The organism is Thiohalobacter thiocyanaticus, from assembly GCF_003932505.1.
GTDB lineage: Bacteria > Pseudomonadota > Gammaproteobacteria > Thiohalobacterales > Thiohalobacteraceae > Thiohalobacter > Thiohalobacter thiocyanaticus.
Map to the genome: position 1 here is coordinate 1,292,857 of NZ_QZMU01000001.1, position 22,087 is coordinate 1,314,943.

Annotated in this window: 22 protein-coding genes; 9 read left to right on the forward strand and 13 right to left on the reverse strand. The window is 62.3% G+C overall.

The annotated features are described in order from the left end of the window. Nucleotides 1-347: 347 nt before the first annotated feature. On the reverse strand, nucleotides 348-572 hold the full coding sequence (locus D6C00_RS06095) for a PAS domain-containing protein (RefSeq protein ID WP_206609519.1): 225 nt from the start codon (nucleotides 570-572) through the stop codon (nucleotides 348-350). Nucleotides 573-3,521: 2,949 nt separating this feature from the next. Next, complete coding sequence (locus tag D6C00_RS06100; protein ID WP_125180901.1) at nucleotides 3,522-3,803, reverse strand: hypothetical protein; 282 nt, start codon at nucleotides 3,801-3,803, stop codon at nucleotides 3,522-3,524. Between the two features lie 2,700 nt (nucleotides 3,804-6,503). On the opposite strand from D6C00_RS06100, the gene D6C00_RS06105 reads away from it, so the two are divergent. From D6C00_RS06105 to D6C00_RS06115, 3 genes are all read left to right on the forward strand, one after another. Beyond that, entirely contained in the window at nucleotides 6,504-7,169 is a 666-nt protein-coding gene (locus D6C00_RS06105; RefSeq protein ID WP_241546807.1) for a DUF2959 domain-containing protein, read from the forward strand. A gap of 76 nt (nucleotides 7,170-7,245) precedes the next feature. Beyond that, a complete protein-coding gene (locus D6C00_RS06110; RefSeq protein WP_125180902.1) occupies nucleotides 7,246-7,830 on the forward strand; it encodes a superoxide dismutase in 585 nt (194 codons plus the stop codon). Nucleotides 7,831-7,936: 106 nt separating this feature from the next. Continuing rightward, on the forward strand, nucleotides 7,937-8,620 hold the full coding sequence (locus D6C00_RS06115; RefSeq protein WP_206609520.1) for a hypothetical protein: 684 nt from the start codon (nucleotides 7,937-7,939) through the stop codon (nucleotides 8,618-8,620). Between the two features lie 164 nt (nucleotides 8,621-8,784). Here D6C00_RS06115 and D6C00_RS06120 read toward each other — a convergent pair whose 3' ends face one another. Beyond that, complete coding sequence (locus D6C00_RS06120; protein ID WP_125182392.1) at nucleotides 8,785-10,236, reverse strand: catalase; 1,452 nt, start codon at nucleotides 10,234-10,236, stop codon at nucleotides 8,785-8,787. A gap of 161 nt (nucleotides 10,237-10,397) precedes the next feature. Beyond that, nucleotides 10,398-10,499, reverse strand: a complete 102-nt coding sequence (locus D6C00_RS16025) for a WD40 repeat domain-containing protein (RefSeq protein ID WP_241546808.1) — start codon at nucleotides 10,497-10,499, stop codon at nucleotides 10,398-10,400. 190 nt (nucleotides 10,500-10,689) lie between these two features. Between D6C00_RS16025 and D6C00_RS06125 the strand changes: the two genes are divergently transcribed. From D6C00_RS06125 to D6C00_RS06135, 3 genes are read left to right on the forward strand one after another with little or no spacing between them, the layout of a single operon-like run. Continuing rightward, a complete protein-coding gene (locus tag D6C00_RS06125; protein ID WP_125180903.1) occupies nucleotides 10,690-11,286 on the forward strand; it encodes a TetR/AcrR family transcriptional regulator in 597 nt (198 codons plus the stop codon). A 42-nt stretch (nucleotides 11,287-11,328) separates the two neighbouring features. Next, a complete protein-coding gene (locus D6C00_RS06130) occupies nucleotides 11,329-11,835 on the forward strand; it encodes a DsrE family protein (protein WP_125180904.1) in 507 nt (168 codons plus the stop codon). Between the two features lie 44 nt (nucleotides 11,836-11,879). After that, complete coding sequence (locus tag D6C00_RS06135; protein WP_125180905.1) at nucleotides 11,880-12,299, forward strand: hypothetical protein; 420 nt, start codon at nucleotides 11,880-11,882, stop codon at nucleotides 12,297-12,299. 105 nt (nucleotides 12,300-12,404) lie between these two features. Here the strand turns inward: D6C00_RS06135 and D6C00_RS06140 are convergent, their stop codons facing one another. The 4 genes from D6C00_RS06140 to D6C00_RS06155 all read right to left on the reverse strand — a co-directional run bounded on the left by D6C00_RS06140 (nucleotide 12,405) and on the right by D6C00_RS06155 (nucleotide 15,261). Further along, entirely contained in the window at nucleotides 12,405-13,313 is a 909-nt protein-coding gene (locus tag D6C00_RS06140) for a TauD/TfdA family dioxygenase (RefSeq protein WP_241546809.1), read from the reverse strand. 99 nt (nucleotides 13,314-13,412) lie between these two features. Beyond that, nucleotides 13,413-14,339, reverse strand: coding sequence for a WD40 repeat domain-containing protein (locus D6C00_RS06145; RefSeq protein ID WP_158675322.1), 927 nt, complete (start codon nucleotides 14,337-14,339; stop codon nucleotides 13,413-13,415). 188 nt (nucleotides 14,340-14,527) lie between these two features. Beyond that, nucleotides 14,528-14,809 (reverse strand): hypothetical protein, encoded by a 282-nt coding sequence (locus D6C00_RS06150; protein WP_125180907.1) that lies wholly within the window; start codon nucleotides 14,807-14,809, stop codon nucleotides 14,528-14,530. Between the two features lie 50 nt (nucleotides 14,810-14,859). Beyond that, nucleotides 14,860-15,261 (reverse strand): hypothetical protein, encoded by a 402-nt coding sequence (locus tag D6C00_RS06155; protein WP_125180908.1) that lies wholly within the window; start codon nucleotides 15,259-15,261, stop codon nucleotides 14,860-14,862. Between the two features lie 254 nt (nucleotides 15,262-15,515). Here D6C00_RS06155 and D6C00_RS06160 point away from each other — a divergent pair, with 254 nt between their 5' ends. Then, nucleotides 15,516-16,403, forward strand: a complete 888-nt coding sequence (locus tag D6C00_RS06160) for an MBL fold metallo-hydrolase (RefSeq protein WP_158675323.1) — start codon at nucleotides 15,516-15,518, stop codon at nucleotides 16,401-16,403. Between the two features lie 11 nt (nucleotides 16,404-16,414). Here D6C00_RS06160 and D6C00_RS06165 read toward each other — a convergent pair whose 3' ends face one another. Together D6C00_RS06165 and D6C00_RS06170 are read right to left on the reverse strand one after the other, a co-directional pair. After that, the gene (locus D6C00_RS06165) at nucleotides 16,415-17,143 is read right to left on the reverse strand and encodes an oxygen-binding di-iron domain-containing protein (protein WP_125180910.1); all 729 of its coding nucleotides are present in this window, start codon (nucleotides 17,141-17,143) and stop codon (nucleotides 16,415-16,417) included. Nucleotides 17,144-17,171: 28 nt separating this feature from the next. Beyond that, the gene (locus D6C00_RS06170; protein WP_125180911.1) at nucleotides 17,172-17,987 is read right to left on the reverse strand and encodes an NYN domain-containing protein; all 816 of its coding nucleotides are present in this window, start codon (nucleotides 17,985-17,987) and stop codon (nucleotides 17,172-17,174) included. Nucleotides 17,988-18,142: 155 nt separating this feature from the next. Between D6C00_RS06170 and D6C00_RS06175 the strand changes: the two genes are divergently transcribed. After that, nucleotides 18,143-19,276 carry a Kelch repeat-containing protein gene (locus D6C00_RS06175; protein WP_125180912.1) on the forward strand — a complete coding sequence of 378 codons (1,134 nt, stop codon included), beginning with the start codon at nucleotides 18,143-18,145 and terminating at the stop codon, nucleotides 19,274-19,276. Nucleotides 19,277-19,425: 149 nt separating this feature from the next. Here the strand turns inward: D6C00_RS06175 and D6C00_RS06180 are convergent, their stop codons facing one another. Together D6C00_RS06180 and D6C00_RS06185 are read right to left on the reverse strand one after the other, a co-directional pair. After that, the gene (locus D6C00_RS06180) at nucleotides 19,426-19,935 is read right to left on the reverse strand and encodes a DUF1269 domain-containing protein (protein WP_125180913.1); all 510 of its coding nucleotides are present in this window, start codon (nucleotides 19,933-19,935) and stop codon (nucleotides 19,426-19,428) included. A gap of 77 nt (nucleotides 19,936-20,012) precedes the next feature. Next, complete coding sequence (locus tag D6C00_RS06185) at nucleotides 20,013-20,525, reverse strand: hypothetical protein (RefSeq protein WP_125180914.1); 513 nt, start codon at nucleotides 20,523-20,525, stop codon at nucleotides 20,013-20,015. A 227-nt stretch (nucleotides 20,526-20,752) separates the two neighbouring features. Between D6C00_RS06185 and D6C00_RS06190 the strand changes: the two genes are divergently transcribed. Beyond that, nucleotides 20,753-21,328, forward strand: coding sequence for a DUF4124 domain-containing protein (locus D6C00_RS06190; RefSeq protein ID WP_158675324.1), 576 nt, complete (start codon nucleotides 20,753-20,755; stop codon nucleotides 21,326-21,328). Nucleotides 21,329-21,371: 43 nt separating this feature from the next. Here D6C00_RS06190 and D6C00_RS06195 read toward each other — a convergent pair whose 3' ends face one another. Continuing rightward, nucleotides 21,372-22,019 carry a ferritin-like domain-containing protein gene (locus D6C00_RS06195; protein WP_158675325.1) on the reverse strand — a complete coding sequence of 216 codons (648 nt, stop codon included), beginning with the start codon at nucleotides 22,017-22,019 and terminating at the stop codon, nucleotides 21,372-21,374. Between the last annotated feature and the right edge of the window lie 68 nt (nucleotides 22,020-22,087).

Here is a 22,087-nt window from a genome sequence, read left to right on the forward strand (position 1 = left end):
GAACTCGTCACCTCGAAACCGGGGATGCTGTCATGGGTTGCGAAGATGCATGAGCAGCGGCTGCCGAGATGACGCAGCAGCTGGTTCCACTGCCACTTCGTGCCCGGTGTCGTTGACGGAAATTGAGCGGTTCGATGTCGCAGGAACATCACGGTGAGCGCCGGTTCCGCGCCCGCGCCGTGGCCAGATGGACGTTCCGAGCCGCTCGAGCAGCAGGGTTACGATTGAGGCCCAGCTCGGTTCAGGGGTTCATGATGGGGCCAGCGAAGCGCGCTTTCTCGACCTTCATGCGCTTCGCTTATATCGCGCACGGTGGAGACGAAATGGCGTTCTCCTGCCCGCTCTCGTCACGAAGCGGCGCAAGGACTTTGTTCCATAGAACAGCGAACCGTCCTGCGCTTGTTGACCAGCACATCCGAAAACACGCTTCCCTGAAGAATCTGCGACCACATCGCCCGGTAGAAGGCACTCCCCTGTTTACCGGATTTCAGCAGCTGAGGCGTCTCACCCACTGCCTCCTCACGGCTGTAACCGGTGATCTGCTCGAAGGCCGGATTAACGTATTCGATCACGCCGCCGCTTGTCAGTGATCATCACCATTCGGCGGTCTGCTCAGCGCACTGGCGCCTTGCCTCATCTCCGCCTCGGCCAGCCTGCGCTCGGGTCACTCCATCGGGCTCGTGGACAGCAGTAGGCATCTGATTGTTTCAGCGATCCGTTGCCACCCGATATCAGCCAGTTCCAGGTCCCTGCCGAACGGGTGGCATCTCGCGTCACCCCCTGAAGCTTGTCAATGCTGAAGTCATTGATATCCGGCTGCGTTGCTCGGGTCCGGCCAGATACCCAGTTCGACCCACTCTGCCGACCAGCTCTTCACGGGGGCATAACCGCCAGACATGACAGAAGGGCCTCGTTGACATCGTAGCAGACCCCGTCGATGGATCCGGGTGATCGATACCATTGGCCGGGGAGGGGCGAGAAAAAGACCGCCGCAGATTTGCCCGGAGGTCTCGATTTCCCGCAGTGTGCCTGAGTATGAGCGATTGCCGCGGCCCACTTCGCGTATGGCCACGAATACGCGAAACAGCAGCAGCACCACGTCAACAAGTTGCTGGAAATCTCCGCAATCCAGACGGGATAGGAAAACCGCAGTCGCGGAGAATGGTCAGCGTCAGCGCCAGCACTCGCGGAAACCAGACGGTCCTGGACTGCTGTCGACTGATCCGGACCAGCGCCTGGACCTCCCCATCCCGGTGTTGTCGACAATCCACGCCGCGTTATAGATCAGAGCGAAGCAGCAACCAGAAATGTCAGTTAATGTCCCGCGCATAGGCATGATCGAGCAGGTGTTGTAGGATTTAGGGGGAATAGGGGTATTGACCACCGGCGTGGGTGGCAATGGCCCCCCCAGCGCTGAGGATCCCATGTTGCGACGCATCACACCCTCCGCCGGGCCACAGCACGGCCAGCGCCTAGGCTAGCCGGGCATGTAGATGACCGGGATGGCGAGGCGCGGGGTGGCCCAGAATGGTGGTTTCTGGTCCGAACAGGCTGCGGATGGGTTCGGCGAAAACGCCAGATGGATGATCAGAACACTGAGACAGAAGATCCCGAGTGACCCACTCGAGCAGGCCGATGTTCATCTGACACTGGCCGCAATTATAGAACAGCAGTCCCGCGCCATCCGAACGCGCAGCGAGAAAGCCTGACCATCCGCCCAGTTAGGGGAAGGGGGGTTAATATTGCCCCCCAAGGCCAGCTCCTGATAATCACCAGCTCAGCATCCCGCCGAACGGTCAGGCGGCCAGCCCCCGAAGAAACCCCAGGCCCGGCGCATGTCTCCTTTGTCCTGGCCATGGTGAAAGGCATTTCAGCCCGTAGAGTGCGGGCGATGGTTCCAGCAAGCTGTTCACCCACCATGGGTCAGCACCTGGTTCATCGGCAGGCAGGTAATTGCCGATGGCAAATTCGCCAAGCAGCGAACTGCGCTCACCGCGAGCCCAAAAAGCCGGATTGCCGGCCACCACAGCCCCCATCCACCCGGCCTAACGCGAGAAAACCCGTGCTAGCCACCCGCTCCGACGCGTCCCAGGCGAGAAAAACTCACTGCGCTTGGCCTTGGCAGTACATCTCATTGCAATGACGGCTTTGTTTGCCCTCTGCGAACACGGGATTCTTGCATGTGGATATATCCCGCATTTATATTTGTACTTCTTATTATGGAATGTTATTCTTCGACTCAGTTACAGTTCTCCCCACCGGTCCAGCGGTTTCACCGCACATTGAAGCCCCGTCGTTATTCATGTGCAGGGCCGATTCAGAATGGGATCTGTTTCGCTGCAGCGCCTTGTTACTGCTTGCCTATTCTCGCAGTTGCCCAATCATTTTCAGGGAGGTCCGACCCGACGATCCGTACCCTTCTGACCGCATACTGCTGGGCGTGTCTCTGCCCCGCGGCGGCGGATTGGCCCCGGACCGGAACCGCCCGAGTCCGGACAACAACCGGGAAGGCGTCAGGCTTCCTTGGCGAATCAGTCCGTCACGGGTGGGATGGCAACCCGGGCGCGGGCGTCGGCCACGCCGTCGATGTCAACCCGCGAGAGACGCGCAGGGGAACAGACCCGGGAAGATTCGCGGCAGACTCGCCGACTGGACCCGCGAGAAATCCGGCCCGGCATGGGACGCCGCCCGGGAAGGCGGAGCGGCCACATCCGAATGGGTATAAAGGAAAAGACCGGCCGCGCGGACGAGACGGCCGGAAACCGGGAAAGGAAGCCTCTAGGACCTGCTTCAATCCGCCCCGCTTCGGATATCTGAGACCCGAAGCGGAACCCCGCAGACCGTCATGTGAAAAGACCGGGCGCCCCATTCCTCCAGGAGCGGAACGGGCCCGTCACTGGACACCGGAAACCTCTACTCGTGCAGCAGAATCAGCCGGTTGGAGATTGCCGCGTCACTTCGTTCCTCGCAATGACGATCAGGTCAAGTTCCCCTGATATTACGAATCAGCAATCGACGCCCGGATTCCTTACGACCTCGGCTGACCATCATGCTGAAACAGGGACCGCACAGACACAGCCCGCCCTTGCGCGCCTGGTTCGAACGCCTGCCCAGGGGCAAGACGATCCTGGTCGTTTTTCCTCCTGATCTGGTTTCGCCCAGGCCGCCCCAAATGGACCGCCGCCAATCACCGCCGACGCGAGCTCTCTGCCGCATCAGAAGGTGTTCGTCACACCCGCTAAGCATTGCCCACGCGAGGCCTGCCGGCAAGATTGGGCTTATGCCATGATCAGATTTATCTCTAATGCCAAATCCTCACTGATCATAAAGTATTTTACCCGACCAACCACGGCCATATGGGCCTGATCAATAGACATATTAAAAGCGAGGGTATAACCATGAGAGATGCAGAAGACGCCAAGTGCATGCGCGCCATGTGGATGATTTTCGGGGGGCTGTTCGGGCTGTTTGTCGGCCTGATCCTGCTGGCGCGCATGATCACGGCCTAGGCTGAAAAAGCTTCAGACCCCGGTGGCCCGGCGCAGCCGGGCCTCGACCCGCGCGGCCGGGATGAATTCCGGATCCACCACCTCCGGGTACAGCGGGTGGAAGCGCTCCACATCCAGGGCGTATTGCCGCGCCGCCGTCTCCAGTCGCTGCCGCACCGATCGGGGCAATCCCGGCAGCATCAGCAGGCGCGGGGCCAGCCGGCTGAGATACCGGTCGCAGAGCTGCCGTTCCGACTCGGTTTCCCAGTCCTCCTGGATCAGACAGGGGGGAAAGGCATCTGCGTCCCCTTTCACGGCGCTTCGAACCAGGCCCCCGCGCGGCCGGGAAGCCGGCGCCTCCCTCAAACCTGGTTTTCTCCAACGATAGTTAATCGGTGGCATGTAACCGATCCGGGTCCCTGCACCGCTCCCGGCCTCCGGACAACTTCCAGCTGGGCAGCCGGCAAGGGCAACCCAGACCGGTTGCGGCTGATGGCGGCCCCATAAATCCCTCCTCCGAACACAGGAGTGGAGCAGCCGCCAGGGGTGAGGTCGTCTGCCGTCCAGCAGCCCAGTACGGGTAGCGGTCGACACGGCGAAGGCAGCCCGGGCGGAGGACCAGCTCGCCACAGTTTGAGTCGAATCGCCAGACCTGTACCCGCACTGAGTATCGAGGGTGGGGCGCAGACGCGCGTGTCCACCTTCCCCGTTGACGATCCTGGCGACCAGTTACATATTCCCGCGGGACCGGCCCGCAGGCACCGGCCGACGGGTTTGCGAGTTACGCCCCTCCCCGGCCGCGAGTACTGAACTTCCCAATGCCGCCCGTCCAGGCTCAGGGCACGCCGCCCAGGCACCTCGCGCCTGGGACAAGGACGAACGAACGGCGAACAGCAGTCGTTTTAGGAGGTAGGTGCAGATCCATAGGGCGTAGAACAAGAATAACTGGGTCTCCCCTGCCCCCCAAAGGGGGCAGCGAAACGAGATCAAACCGGCCAACCCTGATACATCCTGACCCGGCGCCTCAGCCAGGCTGTGGCAGTTCACCACCTTCCTATTTACTTTCTACCTACGGCCCACTGCCCCATGCGCAAAGCGGAACCATCCACCCCTCCCGATACACCGCCCGTCCCATTATTGCCCTCCGGGCCTGGCCGCTATTACTCCAAGAGAAACCAGACCTGTACAATACCACCCTGTTGTTCCGTCACTAGTTTTTCGTGCTGCAACAATCGCTCTGGGCCTCCCCTCGGCAGCCCCGAACAGCCAACCGCAGGCGTCCCGTGACCGGGAATTTCACGGCCACGGGTTTTCGACGCCAGCCCGGTGGACTCGCTGCCTGTCACCGCAACGTTTCGGGGCATTTCACCTACGAATTTCCTTTTCCCGGCCACCGAGCTCAGCGGCAATCCGTCCATCCGGGCTGTACGCCTTCTCCGGGGCACCGTACGGATTCTCCGCCCAAGATTCGGACGAGCTCGGGACAACACTCGCCGGCACCACCAGCAATACTTGGCGGCAGAACCGGCGAGGACGGTGCCGTACTAGCCCGGCAATGGACAGCTTTACCAGCTCGCCGGCCACCGATGGTGATATCATCGCGCATTCGACTGTGACCGGATCGACCGCCCTCATTCGTCGGGCGATGACCATCACCGGACGTGGTCGGTGCTGGCAGGCGATTGAACCCGCTTGTTTGTGGGTCCGCCAACACTGTCTCGGGGGACAAAACGGAGTTCTGGGCAACCCTTTGAGACGTCGGCCCGGTTCAGCCCCGTCCCCTGGCCGCCCGCCCGTCTGGCTGCTGGGCCTCGGGATGCGTGCCTGCTACGGGGATCGGACACAGGCGCACCGCGCCAACAACTGAATCCGGCCCGGACCGGTGATTCCGTCAACCGGTCCACCTTGGGTCTCAAGCGCCGGAACAATGCCCCCAGCCGGGGCCTCCGCCAGCAGCTGCGCCCGACTGGGCCTGCTGCCCCCCCACGCCTGCGGCACACTCCTGGAGGCCAGTGCCTCGCCCACTGACTGGCGGGAACCGGACTTTCCTCGCGGGAAACCGGAAATCGTGTGCCCATAATTAATGAATCGATACAACAGAGAGACAACGTCATGGGACCCTGAAACCCCTGGCTGGGGCAAATACTTGCACGTTACCCTGACGGCGTGCCGGGCAAGCAAAAGACGACAGCGCGCAAGAGGAAAGCGACCCCCTGATGGAACAGAGCCCGCCTCCCTGGCCCGGATGAAAGCGCCGCAATCGAACGCAGAGACTGGCGGACTCGGCCGCCCAGGACGCGTGGACGAAACCCGGGGGGCCCGACAGCCGCGGCCCCGAGACGGCCAGCGACGCCATGGAAAGGCCCGCAGGAAAAGGGGGCAGGCCGCTGTTGAACCACCGGCGAACACAAGGCCAGCGAAACGACCGCACGCCGCAATGCGGGCGGCCCAGACAGCGGGGAGCCCGATCCCCGCGGGCCGGCCCGAGTTCCGTCTACAGGCCAACTGTTTCGCGCCACGGGCACGCCGCCCCGTGGCCCGGGTTGCGCCCCCAAGCCCTCGGTGATACGCCGAACTGTGCGCCACGGATCAACAGGGCAATGGACGTCCCTCTATAAACCCATGCAACCATCGAGGGCTCCAGGGCGGAAAGCGCTACATGCCCCCCAATGGCGGGCTTCACCAGTCTCAACCGACGAGAGTGCACAGCGAGCGTTGCAAGTACAATGGTGGAGGAAAGCCGCTAGACCTCCCACAGCGGGGCAACGACAGCAGGCGCGGATGCCCGTGCCTGTCGGCGCCCCCCTGCTTGCTTCGCGCCTTCGCTGTCGGGCGATATGCGCGGCTGCCGGATGGCTCGCCTCACATGCAGCCAGCGGCTATAGTGCCGCGCTTCCTGCAGGCCTGACACCGGAGGCACGCCTACTGGGGCGGTATTGCCGGCCTGAGTGATTTGTTTTTTACAAAGGGATCAGCCGAGTACATTTCTTCCCTTGCTACCCAGGGACGGACGACATGATGAAATCAGCCCGGAAACGATGTGGTACAGCCGTACTGGCAATGCTGGCGGTGCTGACACTGGCCGGATGCCAGACGGCCTATTACGGCACGATGGAAAAATTCGGGTACGAGAAGCGTGACATCCTGGTCGACCGCGTCGAGGACGCGCGCGGGGCACAGCAGGAGGCGAAACAGCAGTTCGAGAACGCCCTCGAGCAGTTCATCGCCGTTACCGATTTCCAGGGCGGGGAACTCGAGGACCAGTACCGCAAACTGAAATCGGAGTACGATGCCAGCGAGTCGCGGGCCGGGAAGGTGAGTGACCGGATACGCGATGTCGAGCGCGTGGCCCGGGACCTGTTCGCGGAATGGGAACATGAACTGAAGCAGTACACCAGTCAGGACCTGCGGCGCACCAGTGAGCGGCAGCTGGCCGACACCCGCCGCCACTACGACACGCTGATCGACAAGATGCGGCGGGCCGAGCACCGGATCGAGCCGGTGTTGAACGCCTTTCGCGACCGCGTCCTGTTCCTCAAGCACAATCTCAACGCTCAGGCGATCAGCTCCCTGCGCGCGGACCGGGCCGAGGTCGAGTCCGACATCGCGGCGCTGGTGGCCGAGATGAACGCGTCCATTGCCGAGGCGGATGCATTCATCCAGCGCATGTCCGCGGACTGAACGGAACCACTCCCGGCCCGCGCTCAATCGTCCTGCAACGACACGATTACCACACACCAATGAAAAGGAGATTCACATGACTCACACCCTGCCGGACCTGCCCTATCCCGGGAACGCACTGGAACCGCATATCTCCGCCGAGACGCTGGAGTTTCATCACGGCAAGCATCACGCATCCTATGTGACCAACCTGAACAAGCTGATCGAAGGTACCGAGTTCGCTGACAAGTCCCTCGAGGACATCATCAGGTCCGCGCCGGCCGGCGGCCTGTTCAACAATGCGGCCCAGGTATGGAATCACACCTTCTACTGGAACTGCATGAGCCCCGACGGTGGCGGCCAGCCCACCGGCGCACTCGCCGATGCGATAAAGACGGCCTTCGGCTCCTTCGCCGATTTCAAGGACAAGTTCTCCACCGCCGGCGCCAGCAACTTCGGCTCCGGCTGGACCTGGCTGGTGAAAAAGCCCGATGGCTCTGTCGACATCATCAACACCAGCAACGCCGGCTGTCCGCTGACGGAAGGCGTGACACCGCTGCTGACCCTGGATGTCTGGGAGCACGCCTACTACATCGATTACCGCAATGCCCGTCCCAAATACATCGAGGCATTCTGGAATGTCGTGAACTGGGATTTCGTCTCCACCAACTTCCAGGGTTGACCCTTCGCGTTCTTGCACGCCATGACCACCCTGCCGGGATCGGGGATCCCCGCCGTTGTGCAGCCCGGACGCCGCAGGAGAGCCTGGCCACATCGAGGACAGTTGCATGAATATGGAAAACCCCACCTCACCCGACGTCGCACCGAAGCAAGGCGGCCTGCGCTGGCCCCAGGTTGCCCTCATCGTTCTTGTCACCATCGCCGTCACTGCCGGCCTCACCTACTGGCTGCTCAACCACTACCTGTTCCTCAAGGCGTTCAAGCCCGTGGAACTCAAACCGCATGAGGAACTGGTGCTCGACCGCAAGCTGCGCACCATCGGCATCCGGACACAGGCGACGCCCGACGCCGGTAGCGGCCCGCCGCTGGAACCCGAACCCTACAGCGAGGCAGGTGCCCGCCGCGAGGTCGCATTCAGCGAGCGGGAACTGAACGCCATGCTGGCAAGAAATACCGACCTGGCACAGAAACTCGCCATCGACCTTTCCGATGACCTGATCAGCGCGAAGCTGCTGGTTCCCCTGGAACCGGACTTCCCCGTGCTGGGCGGCAAAACGCTGCGCGTACATGCCGGCATGGAGTTCGCCTACCGGGAAGGCCGCCCCGTGGTGGTGCTCAAGGGTGTGAGCCTGATGGGCGTCCCGATCCCCAATGCCTGGCTGGGCAACCTGAAGAACGTGGATCTCGCCAGGGAATACGGTGGCGACCAGGGATTCTGGAAGAGCTTCGCCGATGGCGTGGAGGACATCCAGGTAGAGGAAGGCCATCTGCTGGTGAAACTGAAAGAGTGAATCCAATCGGGGACAGACCCGAATGGCACTTACTTAGCCGTCATTGCGAGCACCCACAGGGCATAAACGCAGCGTGGCAATCCCGTACCGCAGAATCAACCGGTTGGAGATTGCCGCGTCATTTCGTTCCTCGCAATGACGATGGTGGCGGCGCCGAAGGGCTGCTATCCGCCCTTCACACCCTGCTCGATGCGTTCGCCGATCTCCGGGTCGATGTTGCGCCAGTACTCGAAGGCGCGCTCGAGCACGGGCGCGGAGACGCCGCCCTTTAGGTGACCGACCACGTTGCTCACCAGACGCTCACGAGCCGGCTCGTCAATAACCTCACGGACCAGGGCGCGGGCCTGGCCGAAGTCGTCATCGTCCTCGCGCAGGGTATAGGCCGCACGCACGAATTCGCCTTCCGCCTCCCAGGTGGCCAGCTCGGGATAACGCTCGCCGTCCGCAGCCGGACCGCCCTTGGAATTCGGGGCATACACAGGATCGGATACGTTCTGCACCCGCATGGCGCCGTCCTTGGAGTAGCTGTGCACCGGGCACCTGGGCGCGTTCACCGGAATCTGCTTGTAGTTCACGCCCAGGCGCGCGCGGTGGGCATCGGCATAGGCGAACACGCGGGCGATCAGCATCTTGTCCGGACTGATACCGGTGCCCGGCACCATGTTGTTGGGCTCGAAGGCGGCCTGCTCGATCTCGGTGTGATAGTCCGTGGGATTGCGGTCGAGCGTCAGTCTGCCCACCTCGATCAGCGGATAGTCCTTATGCGGCCAGACCTTGGTGAGGTCGAAGGGGTTGAAGCGGTAGGTCTCAGCATCCCTGAAAGGCATGATCTGCATGTGCAGGGTCCAGCTCGGATGCTCACCCCGCCTGATGGCCTCGTACAGGTCGCGGGTGTGATAATCGCCGTCCTCGCCGGCCAGCCGGTCGGCCTCCGCCTGGGCCAGGAACTCGATACCCTGGTCGGTCTTGAAGTGGTACTTCACCCAGAATTTCTCGCCCTCGGCGTTGGCCCACATGTAGGTATGGCTGGAGTAGCCGTTCATGTGGCGCCAGGTCTTCGGAATGCCGCGGTCACCCATCAGCCAGGTCACCTGGTGGGCGGACTCGGGCGAGAGCGTCCAGAAATCCCACTGCATGTCGTGGTCACGCAGGTTGCTGTCGGCCCGGCGTTTCTGTGAACGGATGAAGTGCTGGAACTTCATCGGATCGCGCACGAAGAACACCGGGGTGTTGTTGCCCACGAGGTCGAAATTGCCCTCGCTGGTATAGAACTTGACCGCGAACCCGCGCGGGTCGCGCCAGGTATCCGGACTGCCGCGCTCGCCGGCCACAGTGGAAAAGCGCGCCACTACATCCGTTATGGTTCCCGGCTGAAAGACGGCTGCTTTCGTATACCGGCTCACATCCTGGGTCACCTCGAAACGACCGAAGGCCCCGCCGCCCTTGGCATGGGGCTGTCGCTCGGGAATACGCTCGCGGTTGAAAGTCGCCATCTGCTCGATCAGGTAGTGATCATGCAACACGATGGGACCGTTGGGTCCGATCGTCAGGGAGTGTTCGTCGCTGGCAACGGGGATCCCCGCATCGGTCGTGGTCGGCTTGTCCGTTTTCGCCATAGCCATATCCTCCTCATTTTGATTCACCCGAGTGTAGGCCATCGAGACGGGAGCTGTATGTAAAAAAACCGTGAAGGAATCACGGATCGCTACGACGATTGCCGTCATTGCGGACGCAGCGGAGTAATCCCGCAAATATCGCCGCTGTCAGGCAACACCTGTCACTGCGGCCGTTGTTCCAGCGGATGCTCGAGATCCCAGATCCGGACACTGGCAGCGTCGCTGGTCGTGGCCAGGTAGCGCCCGTCGCCTGAGAGCGCCACGAATCCCACCGCACAGTTCGTGACGCTGAAAGCGCTCGATGACTCGCCCGTGCGCGGATCCGGGAGCCAGACCGCGCTGTCGGGATGCCGTCTCATCGGCGCCGCAGACACACACCCGGCCGCGGCCCGCAGATGCCCCGAATCCCGCTCCACGCTTGACTGGAACGAACGTTCGTTCTAATATTCCCGGATGCTCGATTCGATCCCCGATTCCACTGCCGGCCCCCGCGACCGCGTCCTCGCCGCGGCCCTGGAGCTGTTTGCCCATCGGGGCTACTTCAGCACTTCGGTGCCCGACATCGTCCGCGCCTCCGGCGTGAGCACCGGTTCGGTGTATCACCATTTCGGCGACAAGGAAGGCATTGCCCGGACCCTGTATGACAGCGTTATCGAGCGGATGGAACAGGCGCTGGAGGCGATACGTGAGCGCCATCCGGACACCGCTTCGCGCTGCCGCAGCATGATTGAACTGCTATTCGATATCGCCGAGCACGATCCGGACCTCATGAGCTTCATGCTGCATGCCAGACACCGCGAATTTCTGCCGGCGATCACGCCGGTGTGCTCCTCCCGGCCGTTTCAACTGATGCGCGGCGTGGTAGCGGAAGGCATGCGGCGCGGAGAGGTCCGCCGCATGGACGAAACCGTGGCGGCCGTCTCCGTTTTCGGCGGCGCACTCCGGCTGATCCAGATGCGCCTCGACGGCGCGCTGGACCGCCCCCTGAACGACTTCCTGGATGACACCTGGGACTGCGCCTGGCGCGCCATTGCCAGTGACGCCGCCTGATTCCGGCAAGCAGCGCTTCACAATATATACAGGAGAAAACCCATGCCAGTCTTCACCTCCCTCAACCGTATTCTGCTGCCGCTGCTGCTGTTGCTGCTGGTCCATCCGGCCGTCGCGGCGCCGGACCATGACGATCAGGCCGCTCTTCAGGGTCTGAGTCAGGGCAAGGGCGTGTTTCTGCTCGACTTCACCAGTCCGAACAAGACGGCCTTCTACCTCGATATCATCAAGGGCACGCACGCAAGGCTGCTGCGTCAGGAGGTCGAGCCGGACTTCGTCGTCGTCTTCATCGGCCGGACGGTGGAGTTTCTCACCACCGAACCGCGGGACGAGATCGACATGGAATACGGGAAACAACTGGAACAGATCGCCGCCACCGCCGAATCGCTGGATGAACTCGGAGTCCGCATGGAGGTCTGCGCCGTTGCCACCGACGCATTCAACGTCGACAACAGTACGGTACTGCCATCGATGCACGTGGTCGGTGACGGCTTCATCTCTCTGATCGGCTGGCAGAGCCAGGGCTACCATCTGGTGCCGGTTTTCTGATCACTGCGTTCAGCGCTCCGCAACGATTACAGGAGGAATTCGCCATGTTCATGTTCGAACCCAGGGACATCGGCTGGTGGTACTGGCTGGCCACGGTCATCCTGCTGAGCGTCGGTCTGGCCGGCTGGCCGCAGGCCTTTGCGCTCGCCATCGCGCTCACCGTCCTCCAGCTGCTGCACTACATGCTGCGAGAGAAGAGCATCGAGGCCTTCCCCGTGCAGGTACGCATCGGCTATCTGCTGTTGCTGCTGCTGGCCTGGCCGGAACCGCTGCAGTGGATTTACTGGATCCCCGCCATCGGCACCTGGGCCCAGGTCATCTTCGGCTACTGCACCATGGCCCGGCTGGTATCCCTGCTGCCCTGGAACCGGCGGGAGACGTTTTCCTGGGCGCTGGTGCGGCGGACATTCCTGTCACCCCCGGTCAGAGGGAATGTGTTGCAGGGACATGCCCCGCTTGATTAGGGGCGTCGAGAGGTTGAGCAGTTCATTCCCTGCATGCAACAGACCCGCACTTCCGTCTGTGCAGGCCTGTTTCTCATCCCGGGAAATGGGTGAAACGGTGGCTGATCAGGCACCGACAATGCGATCGTAAAAGCGGGCACGGTAAAGCAGCCGGGGCGGTACACCCTCGGTATCCTCGAAGCCCGCGCGGTCATGCAGCACATTATTGCTCACCAGTCCCATCCCGGACTCCAGGCGGCCCCGGAAAATGCCGGGGCGGTCGCTGGCCAGCAGATCGGTCAGCGCCCGCACCGCGGCCTGCACCTGCACGTCCTCCGCCCAGCGGATGTTGCGGCTGCGGGCGGTATAGCGCATGTGCAGGGCGCCCGTTTCCGGCGTTACAGAGAACACCGGGCCGACACTTTCCGGGCGCCGCCCGCCGGCCTCGCCCGTGCCCTCCGGGATCGTCATCGCATCCGGACGCATCAGCGCCGCCACGTACGCCGGATCGGCATCACGCAGATGGATATAGGCCAGCTCCGGATCCATCAGGGCGTTCTCACCCCCTCGAGCTGCAGGATGCACGCAATGCAGCAGCAGACCATGGATCTGGCGCTCCGGCGGATTGTAGTAACCGTCGGTATGCCAGTGAATGGGACGGTTGGTATAGGGAATGTACTGCGGATGCTCGCCCTCCGGATTTACCGTCAGCGAAGTGATGCCGTCATCATCGGCGAGCCAGTTGTGATCCAGCCGCTGCAGGCCCAGCTGTTCCCCGAGCCGACGCGGAATCTCCTTGTCCGGATCATCCCCGATGCGGCTGGCATACAGTGCCATGTTGTTGCGCCGGCAGCGGCTGAGCAGCGCCTCATGCTCGGCCGCTGACAGCCGGCGCGGATCGCGCACCTCCACCAGAAGCTCATCCAGGCGGGTCGCGGCCTGCTCCAGTCTGCGCTCGCGCCAGTGACGGTAGGCCACCTCATTGTCGAGATCGAACCAGTTCGTCCGCACCACATCCATTGCCCGCACCGTCATTCCCGCCGCCTCTCCCGAGCAGATCACAATACAGGCCAGCCTAGGATGCCGGACACGCACCCCCATTGATCCAGGTCAAATTCCATTCTCCGAATACGATCACCGGGTACGCTTCCCCCGGGGACGTTCCAGATCCCAGATCCGGACACTGGCATCGTCGCTGGTCGTGGCCAGGTAACGCCCGTCGCCTGAGAGCGCCACAAATCCACCGCACAGTTCGTGTGGCTGGAACCGCTCAATGACCTCGCCCGTGCTCGGGTCCAGGAAGTAGACCGCGCTGTCGGTCTGCCGGCTGATACTGGCGAGATGTCGGCCTTCGCTGCCCAGCGCGATGGAATTGATGATGCCATTATGTTCGGTCGGGATTTCATGCAGCCGCCGCGCTTCCAGGTCCCAGCGAAACAGCCGGAACCAGCCGCTGCCGATCAGGGTACGCCCGTTCGGCGTATACACCAGGGAGCGGGAATAGGTCGACGGCGGCGGGAATTCCACCACGCCCCCGCCGATCGTCCACTGCATCACCCGACCATCGCGGCCACTCGATGCCAGTGCCGGTTTCCCGGGATGCCAGGCCAGGCCGCGTACCCGCCGCGTGTGCAGGCGCTTCTGTCCGACCCGTTCCAGGCGTCGCTTATCCTGCAGCCGCCACACGATCACACGCCCGTCGTCATGACCGCTTGCCAGCAGGCCGCGCCCGGCGGCCACAGCCAGGCTGGTCACTGGGGACTCTGTTCGAACGCTTGCCCGGCCATCACCCCGCAGATCCCAGAGCACGATACGCCGGTCGTAGCCGGCCGATATCAATACGCCCCCGTCCTCGATGAAGGCCAGCCCGTTGACGCTGCCGTCATGGGCCTGCCAGACCGCCTGGCGCTTGCCGCCCGGCAAGGACCACAGATACACCCGCCCTTCCCAGCCGCCGGAAGCAAGCAGGGTTCCCGCCGGATTGAACGCCAGGGCACTGCCGCCGCTGTGCACGCCCTCATGCATGACATTGGCCGGAATGGCGGGCTTGAGAGAAAACATGTTGCCCGCACATCCTGCAAGCGCCAGGGCCAGGACAAGATAATGGATCGCCCGGACCGGACTGGACCAGACGCTGTCAAACGCAGGCAAACGGATTCTCCAACCCAGAATCATCCAGGGACTCAGGCGCGCGGACATGGCCATCCAAACAAGCTTCAGCAAGTGCGGTTCGGGACTGCCCCATAAATTTATCGGTAGACCCCGCGCCGACGCTTGATCAGCAGAATAAAGGCCGCAGGGACATGCACCAGCCCGAACCCGCCCAGGAATACGCCCAGTTGCCGTATCCCCGCCGCCTCGATATAGACCGTGGCCATGACATAACCAAACGCCAGGCCGGTGATCAGCAGCAGCAGCCGCGCAGTGCGCAGCGCTTTCACCCCCCGGGTATGCACGGGCAGTCGATACTGGGCATAGACTGACGCCGCCAGGGCGGCAATGACCAGCAGTGCCAACAGCAGATCATCCATCATCATCTCGTCAGTATTTGACCGCGAGCACGTCACCCACAGGAGACATGTCAGGTTCTTGGGCTGAACAAATCACAGTACCCGGACGGACTGATTACACCCTCGACCACGTGACATCTCGCCCCTTCACCCGGGGTTTCCTCATCCACGAAGTTACGGCAGTCACTGCATCTCCTGCCCTCCGCAGGGCTGTCCTGATAATTCACATCGGTCTTGGCAGCCTTCGTTTCATTGCCTCCGGTCATTTCTTCACTCATATCCTGTTGCGCGGCCCGGGTATCGGGGCTTTGTGCGCCTGCGCGCGAGCCCCCGTCTGTCGCATCGGCAGCGTCTTCGGAGGCATTCTCATCGCGCGAGCAGGACCAGAGAACCGGCACGCCGACAACCATCAGGGCCAGTGTATTCCTCACGAATGACCGGCGGCCGCATAACATTAGCTTGTTGCATTTCATGATCTTGTCCTCCGTATCCCGGTTTTTTGACGGCCGCCGGTGGGGCACGGCCATCCATCAGTGTAGACAGGACCCTCCCCATGTCCATGTCTATTCAGGACGACATGTACTATGTTGCTGAATCATGATCCCTGGCTTTTACTGAGACTACCCCATGAACAGGAAGGAAGCGCAGGATGAAACACTATGGCCGTTCAGTCTGTATATTTCTTAGCGCCACAGGAATCGCGTTCGCACACGATCCGCAGCCTCCCATGGCGTTCGAGCAGCACCCGCTGGAACAGATCAGCCGACATATCTATATCGTCCAGGGCACACAGGCGCTCCCCGGTCCGGAAAGCCGAGGCTTCATGAACAACCCCTCTGCCGTTGTGACGGATAACGGGATCATCATCATCGACCCCGGCAGCAGCGCCGAGATCGGCAGGCAGCTGCTGGCAAAGCTGAGTGACGTCACGGACAAACCCGTCATAGCCGTGTTCAATACCCATGTGCATGGCGACCACTGGCTTGGAAATCAGGGCATCCGCGAAATCCATCCTGAAGTCCCCATCTATGCACACACGCGAATGATCGAACGCATCGAGGCCGGTGAGGGGGAAAAGTGGATCCAGCTGCTCATGAATATGACCGAAGGGGCGATTGAAGGCACCAGGGTGATCGGACCGAATATCGGTCTTTCCGGTGGCGAGGTCCTGTCACTCGACGGGATTACACTGAAAATCCATCACACAGGCCACGCCCATACCGACCATGACCTCATGATCGAGGTGGTCGATGACAAGGGGATGTTTTTTGGCGACATCGTCACCTCAGGACGGGTTCCGAATTCGGATGTGCCGCAGGATGCGAGTTTCAAGGGTTCGATCACGGCCATCAAAGCCATGTTGAATGCGGATGTCGACATCTACATCCCCGGCCATGGCCGCAGCGGCGGACGCGAAATCCCGGAAACCACCCTTCGGTTTCTGGAAACACTCCATTCATCCGTTACCCACCACTTCAACCGAGGTCTTGAAGCTTACGAGATGAGGGATGAAGTGATTTCCGACTTGGCGGAATACCAGGATTGGATCAACTTCAACGAAATGGGCCGGGTTATCAATTTCGTCTTCCAGGAAGTGGAAAACGAAAACTTCTAGATCGCCTGATATTACGAGCACAGCTCATCGCCGAGCGCCCGCAGCAAGCCGGCGCCATCACCACGCCAGGCGCTGCCATGCATGCATGCCAGAGTCGCCGGGGCGGTGGCGGCAAGCCGCTCAAGCAGCTCACGCGCGTACTTCGTGTGCGAGAAATAGTCCATGGCGTGTCGAAAGGACTCACTGGGCTCGAGAATATCGGATTCCGTGAGTGGAGGCAGGTCGGTGCCGCCCTGGGTAAAGAGATCGCCGCACAGCAGGGTCTTCGTGCTTTCCTCGGACAGAAACCCGCACTCCCATGCATGGGGCAGATGCGGCGCGTCATGCCAGCGCACGCTGTGCCGGCCCAGGGCAAGCATCTCGCCATCGGCCAGGGTGCGGGGCGCCCGGTCAGCCATGTCGGCAATGGACACCATGCCCGCAACAGTCCCGCACAGCGGGGTGGACTGCGGGGCCACAGCCAGCCACTCGTTCAGTGAACCGCACTCATCCGCCTCTACGTGGGAAAAGCCGATATAACGCAGCTGATCGACCGGCAGTATGCTTGCCACGGCCTCGCGCACCAGCGGGAACATCCTGCGCGGCCCGGTATGAAACAATAACGGCTCATCGTCGGCAATCAGGTACTGGTTGAAGGAAAATCCGTTGCCGTTTTCAAAGACAACGGGCGTATTGATCCGGTATATCCCGTCGCTGATCTCATGAACGTTGGTGCCTGACTGGCTGTTGGTGATGGTCATATCCCTGTCCTCTCCGGGTAATCAGGTGTCAGTGGGAGTAACCCTTTATAATGTAACCTCCGGACTTGTCGTCCGCCTCCAGGTCCAGCAGCTTGCGCCTGGCGGCTTCCTCCAGCAGCTCACCGAAATTCCGGAAGCCATGGTAGGCCTCGTTGAAGCCGGGTTTGCGCCGCTTGAGGGTCTGCTTGACCATCGAGCCCCAGACCTTCTCCTCCTCCCCACGTTCCTTGAACAGGGCTGCCACGGTCGCCAGGACCAGGTCCAGGGCCTCCTGGCGCCTGTCCTCATCACTGCCGGCTGCCGCCCCGGTCTTGCTGCCGGTCTTCTTCGCCGCGGTCTTGCGCCGCGCCCGGCGCGGCGCCTCGGCCTCCCGCACCAGGTCATCATAGAAGATGAACTCGTCGCAGTTGGCGATCAGCAGGTCGGAGGTGGCGTTCTTGACGCCGACACCGATCACCATCTTGTCGTTCTCGCGTAATTTGCTCACCAGTGGTGAAAAATCCGAGTCGCCGCTGATAATCACGAAGGTGTCGACGTGCGACTTGGTGTAGCAGAGGTCGAGGGCGTCCACCACCATGCGGATATCCGCGGAGTTCTTGCCCGACTGGCGCACATGGGGAATCTCGATGAGTTCGAACGCCGCCTCGTGCATGGTAGCCTTGAACTCCTGGTAGCGCTGCCAGTCACAATAGGCCTTCTTGACCACGATATTGCCCTTGAGCAGAAGATGCTCCAGCACCTTCTGTATATCGAAGGCGGCATACTTGGCATCGCGCACCCCCAGCGCAACATTCTCGAAGTCACAGTACAGCGCCATGCTGCGGGTATCGGTTTTTCTTGTCATGCGGTCGCCTTGTTGACTGGATTACTGTTGCCTGATGCCGGCCGGGGCCGGCCCGATTCCAGTCAAGGTAGTCGGTGACAACCGAAAGCGCAAATGATTCTCGTTTGTCGCCGGCCTCATGGCGACAGGCTCGAAATGGATCTATCCTCACTCTCATGCGAACAGCGGATACAACCCGGATACGCCCTCCCCGGCTGCGCGACAGCGCGGCGCTGCTGCTGGGGGGCTGCCTCGTCCTTGCCACTGCATCCGGCGCGGGCCCGGCCGCCGCCGACAGGCACGGCGGCGAATTCGCGCAGGTCCCGCTGGATATCCAGGTCGAGGCCCGCCGGCCGCCGACCTGCCATGAAGGGCCCTGCAATGCCATGAAGCACGGCCGACTTACGGTGAACCCGCAGGACGGCCTGATCTACTGGCATGGCGGCGACTTCGGTTACGAGGGCCCGCCCGGCAGTGATTATCCGCACTTCCGCCACTCCGCCCGCCAGGAGATCTTCAGCTACGACATCCGCGCCGATGAATGGCGGCTGCTCATGCCCTATTGCACGCCGAATAATTTCACTTTCGGCCACCCGGACCAGCACGGCTGGGTATGGGATTCGCGGCGTGAGCAATTCTGGGCGCTGCCCGGACAGCAGCGTTATTTCGGGACCGACTGCGACGGCCTGGACAAGCAGGTCATGGGCTTCGACCCGCAGACCGGGAACTGGCAACTGCGCGAAGGACAGAGCCCGCCGCCACGCAGCGTCGAATTCGCCGTCTATGATGCCGAAACCGACAAGGTCTACCTCCTGGGCCCGCGCGGCGGCAATGTCCTCATCTGGGACCCGCAGAATCATGAATGGGAGAACCTGCCCGGCACCCTGCGCAGCCGCCGCCATGCCGTCTATGCTGCACTTGCCGGGCGCAGCATCTACAGCGTCGATTTCAGGAACAACAGCCTGATCGCCTTCGATATCGACCGGCAGCGCATCCGCGATATCGCCGCCCTGCCCTGGGATGCGCCGTCCTGCCCCCACCCCCAGGCGCGGGAATGGATCTACACGCTTCACCTCGAGCACCTCGACGCCCTGTTCGTCTACGACTGGGGCTGCAGCAAATCCGCCTGGCTCTACTGGCTGGAGCAGGAGGCCTGGCAGCCGATCGACATCGGCGCCGCCGACGGCAGACACCTGGTGTACCACCCCGGCACCGAACAGATCCTGATCATGGGCGACAGCGGCGACTACCAGCACGACTTCGACAACGACGACGCCACGCCCTACCTCGTCCGCATCCAGCGTCGCTAGAAAGGCGGGAACTACACAGCACCCCTCCCTGGAGATTCTGCAGCAGCACGACACTCGTCGTTCCTATGGCAGTGGCCCGTCCCGCACGCCAGCAGATAATGACTCCGGTCAGCCAGCCCATTGACCCGCTGACCGGTGCGGTACCCGTACTACGGAAACGGCGGGATCGTGGGTTCGGTGCCGCCGATCTCGGCCTCGGGATGATGCTGCCTGATCTTCTCCTGGATCTCCCCGACCCGATCCTTCGGCACATCCACCATCAGCAGAAGCTTGCCCGACCCGATCGCCTCCTCGAACTGTTTGAGACGCGAATTGGGGACATCCACACCAATCATGCTGGACATGACCGCGCCAACACCGGCACCGGTCAGCCCGGTCGCCAGAATGGCACCGCCGCCGAGCACCAGCCCCGCAGGGGGGAAGGTCACGGCGACGACACCGGCAACCACGCCGGCCATGCCTCCGATGGCAATACCCCGTTCCAGCGCGGGCACCAGATCGCTCTTCTGCGACAGCCCGGCCTCGGGCAGATCCGCCATCGGCGTACCCTCCCTGGCCAGGACATGGATATAGCGCACCTCGATGCGCGCCAGCAGGAGTTCGTCCACGATGGTCTTTGCCGTTTTGACATCAGGGGCCAGAAAATAGAGTCGTCGCATGCAGTCCTCCGGGGCTTGGGGTGTTGTTCAACAAGAGGGAAAAACAGATAGAAGCGTGAATATGCCGCCCGTTATCTTCACGGGCCGTCGAGGTATGCTGCGATATAGGCGGCGTCAAGGGCGAGTTTGTTCTCCTCCTCATCTTCCGTGACCAAAGTGACCTGAAGTCCTGCATCGGCGTGCGCATGCAGCAACTGTTCACTCAATGGAACCGTAAGCACCAGCCGGGTATCACAGGGCGGACCTATCCGACTCTCCGGGCAGCCGCTCGTTTCCTGGATCCGCATACCGACGTCAACAACACCGGCCCTGTTGAATCTGGCATGGCGGTATTGCCGCCGCAGCCCGGAATGCGTGATCTTCACATAGAGTTCATGCCGCCGATCACCGCTGGCAGGTTCGACTGAACGCAGCCGATAGGCGATGAAATCGTAACCATTGCGCATGTCCTGGTACTGCCGCGCCCGCAGCATGGGCGCAGCGTAAACAAGGGTCGATCCCTGCGGAAGTTCGTTTGTGTATCGCACGGCCGGATTTCCGGCGCAGCCTTGCAAACACAGGCAGAGAAGAAAGGCTATCGTGCGTTTCATAGGCAAACCTCGTTTGCCGCTTGCTGCATCGGCTGCATCAGGCGCAGCCGATCCCGCCGGTGCTCCTGACCTGTCTGCCACGGTCAAAGTGTAGTCCACACAACACAGTCCGAACGGAACCGGCCAGAACGGGAATCACACCTCATTATGGGGCCGAGGTTTGGTAATAAGTCTTGTTTATGCATCTTGCGTCCGCAGGCAACTTCCTCCTCACACAGGTGTCGGAGATGTCGAGTCCTACCGGCGGATTTCAGCAATTGCTGGCGGAAAGGCATGAAACAGTGGAGGCGCTGGTGTACCGCACAGGCCACAAGGCGTTGAATACATGGGCGGTTGTTCTCTTCGGGCTGCCCGTGGCGCTGGCGGCCGCACCCATCTACAAATGGGAGGGGACCGACGGCAGTACCTATTACAGCGAAACCCCGCCTGCGCCACATGCGGATGTCGATTACGAGGTGATTGAACTCTCGCCCGAGGCGCCTTCACAACCCCCTGCTGCAGGCGGTTACCGGGCGGTGCTTGACGTTGCAGACAGCCTGCAGGCCGCCCGTCTGGAGCGGGAACGTCTGCGGCTGGAACGCGAGAGGACCGCACTGGAGGCGCACAAGATCCGGCAGGAAGCGGCGCAAGACACCGACACACAACGCTACGCCGCACCCCGGTTTGTCTTGCCGCACCAATTCCGTCCGCATCCCGGTCCGGGCATGCGCGCGCCCCCTCACCCCGAGCAACCCCGGGTCCACCGCCCGCCTGACGCAGCGCCCGAGCCGCCGCCCAGGGGTCGGGCCATTGTCGGCCGTTGAGGCGGGGCGGCGGACAGTGCCGTCCCGGACACCGGCCCGGGTCTCAGGCGGCGAGGCGCTCCAGCAGCGCGTCCCGGCGCTGATGCAGGATGCTCACCAAAGCCTCCGGATCACAGCCGACATCGGCAAACCAGTCTCGCACCGGCAGTCCCAGCTCACCGAAATGCCCGGCCAACGCCTCGATGCGACCGGGAATCGCCTGCAGCCGGGCCTCGCGCTCGGCGGGCGGCAGCGCCGCCAGGGCCTGGCGCAGCTGCGAGAGTCCGAATTCCACGTGATCGAGTTCGTCCTGAAGCGGAACGCGCAGTGATTCACGGGTACCGGGGTCGGTCAGCGGCACCACCTCCTCGACCGCCTGTGACCCCAGGGCCTCGATCACCAGGTACAGATCCGTCAGATAATCGACCCAGTCCAGCTCGGCAAAGGCCTGTTTGAGCCGGTCCAGGGCCTGCGCGCTGATCAGCGGGGTTGTCTCGACACCGAACTCCCGCATCCAGCGTTTCTGGATACTGACATGACGGCGTTCGTCGCCGACCTGCTTGGCGAGCCCGAGCCGGGCTTCGTCACCGGGCGCGGAGGCGATACGCGCCGCGCAGGCCTCCATAATGAATTGATCCACCTGGGTATAGAGTACCAGCAGGTTGCCCATTGCCCGATGATAGCGGGCATTTTCCACAGGTTGAAGCTGCATCATCCACCTCCCTCGCCAGCAGCGTATGCGGTTTCCCCTGCCGCCCGGCACGCTTGCGGCAGATATCC

Excerpts from the sequence above, each read along its gene's own strand:
- D6C00_RS06190 (WP_158675324.1), top strand. The coding sequence starts at position 20,753 with ATGTCGAGTCCTACCGGCGGATTTCAGCAATTGCTGGCGGAAAGGCAT.
- D6C00_RS06135 (WP_125180905.1), top strand. The coding sequence starts at position 11,880 with ATGTTCATGTTCGAACCCAGGGACATCGGCTGGTGGTACTGGCTGGCC.
- D6C00_RS06125 (WP_125180903.1), top strand. The coding sequence starts at position 10,690 with ATGCTCGATTCGATCCCCGATTCCACTGCCGGCCCCCGCGACCGCGTC.
- D6C00_RS06140 (WP_241546809.1), bottom strand. The coding sequence starts at position 13,313 with ATGACGGTGCGGGCAATGGATGTGGTGCGGACGAACTGGTTCGATCTC.
- D6C00_RS06185 (WP_125180914.1), bottom strand. The coding sequence starts at position 20,525 with ATGAAACGCACGATAGCCTTTCTTCTCTGCCTGTGTTTGCAAGGCTGC.
- D6C00_RS06160 (WP_158675323.1), top strand. The coding sequence starts at position 15,516 with ATGGCGTTCGAGCAGCACCCGCTGGAACAGATCAGCCGACATATCTAT.
- D6C00_RS06195 (WP_158675325.1), bottom strand. The coding sequence starts at position 22,019 with ATGCAGCTTCAACCTGTGGAAAATGCCCGCTATCATCGGGCAATGGGC.
- D6C00_RS06150 (WP_125180907.1), bottom strand. The coding sequence starts at position 14,809 with ATGGATGATCTGCTGTTGGCACTGCTGGTCATTGCCGCCCTGGCGGCG.
- D6C00_RS06120 (WP_125182392.1), bottom strand. The coding sequence starts at position 10,236 with ATGGCGAAAACGGACAAGCCGACCACGACCGATGCGGGGATCCCCGTT.
- D6C00_RS06130 (WP_125180904.1), top strand. The coding sequence starts at position 11,329 with ATGCCAGTCTTCACCTCCCTCAACCGTATTCTGCTGCCGCTGCTGCTG.
- D6C00_RS06170 (WP_125180911.1), bottom strand. The coding sequence starts at position 17,987 with ATGACAAGAAAAACCGATACCCGCAGCATGGCGCTGTACTGTGACTTC.
- D6C00_RS06105 (WP_241546807.1), top strand. The coding sequence starts at position 6,504 with ATGATGAAATCAGCCCGGAAACGATGTGGTACAGCCGTACTGGCAATG.
- D6C00_RS06110 (WP_125180902.1), top strand. The coding sequence starts at position 7,246 with ATGACTCACACCCTGCCGGACCTGCCCTATCCCGGGAACGCACTGGAA.
- D6C00_RS06175 (WP_125180912.1), top strand. The coding sequence starts at position 18,143 with ATGCGAACAGCGGATACAACCCGGATACGCCCTCCCCGGCTGCGCGAC.
- D6C00_RS06180 (WP_125180913.1), bottom strand. The coding sequence starts at position 19,935 with ATGCGACGACTCTATTTTCTGGCCCCTGATGTCAAAACGGCAAAGACC.
- D6C00_RS06145 (WP_158675322.1), bottom strand. The coding sequence starts at position 14,339 with ATGTTTTCTCTCAAGCCCGCCATTCCGGCCAATGTCATGCATGAGGGC.
- D6C00_RS06155 (WP_125180908.1), bottom strand. The coding sequence starts at position 15,261 with ATGAAATGCAACAAGCTAATGTTATGCGGCCGCCGGTCATTCGTGAGG.
- D6C00_RS06115 (WP_206609520.1), top strand. The coding sequence starts at position 7,937 with ATGAATATGGAAAACCCCACCTCACCCGACGTCGCACCGAAGCAAGGC.
- D6C00_RS06165 (WP_125180910.1), bottom strand. The coding sequence starts at position 17,143 with ATGACCATCACCAACAGCCAGTCAGGCACCAACGTTCATGAGATCAGC.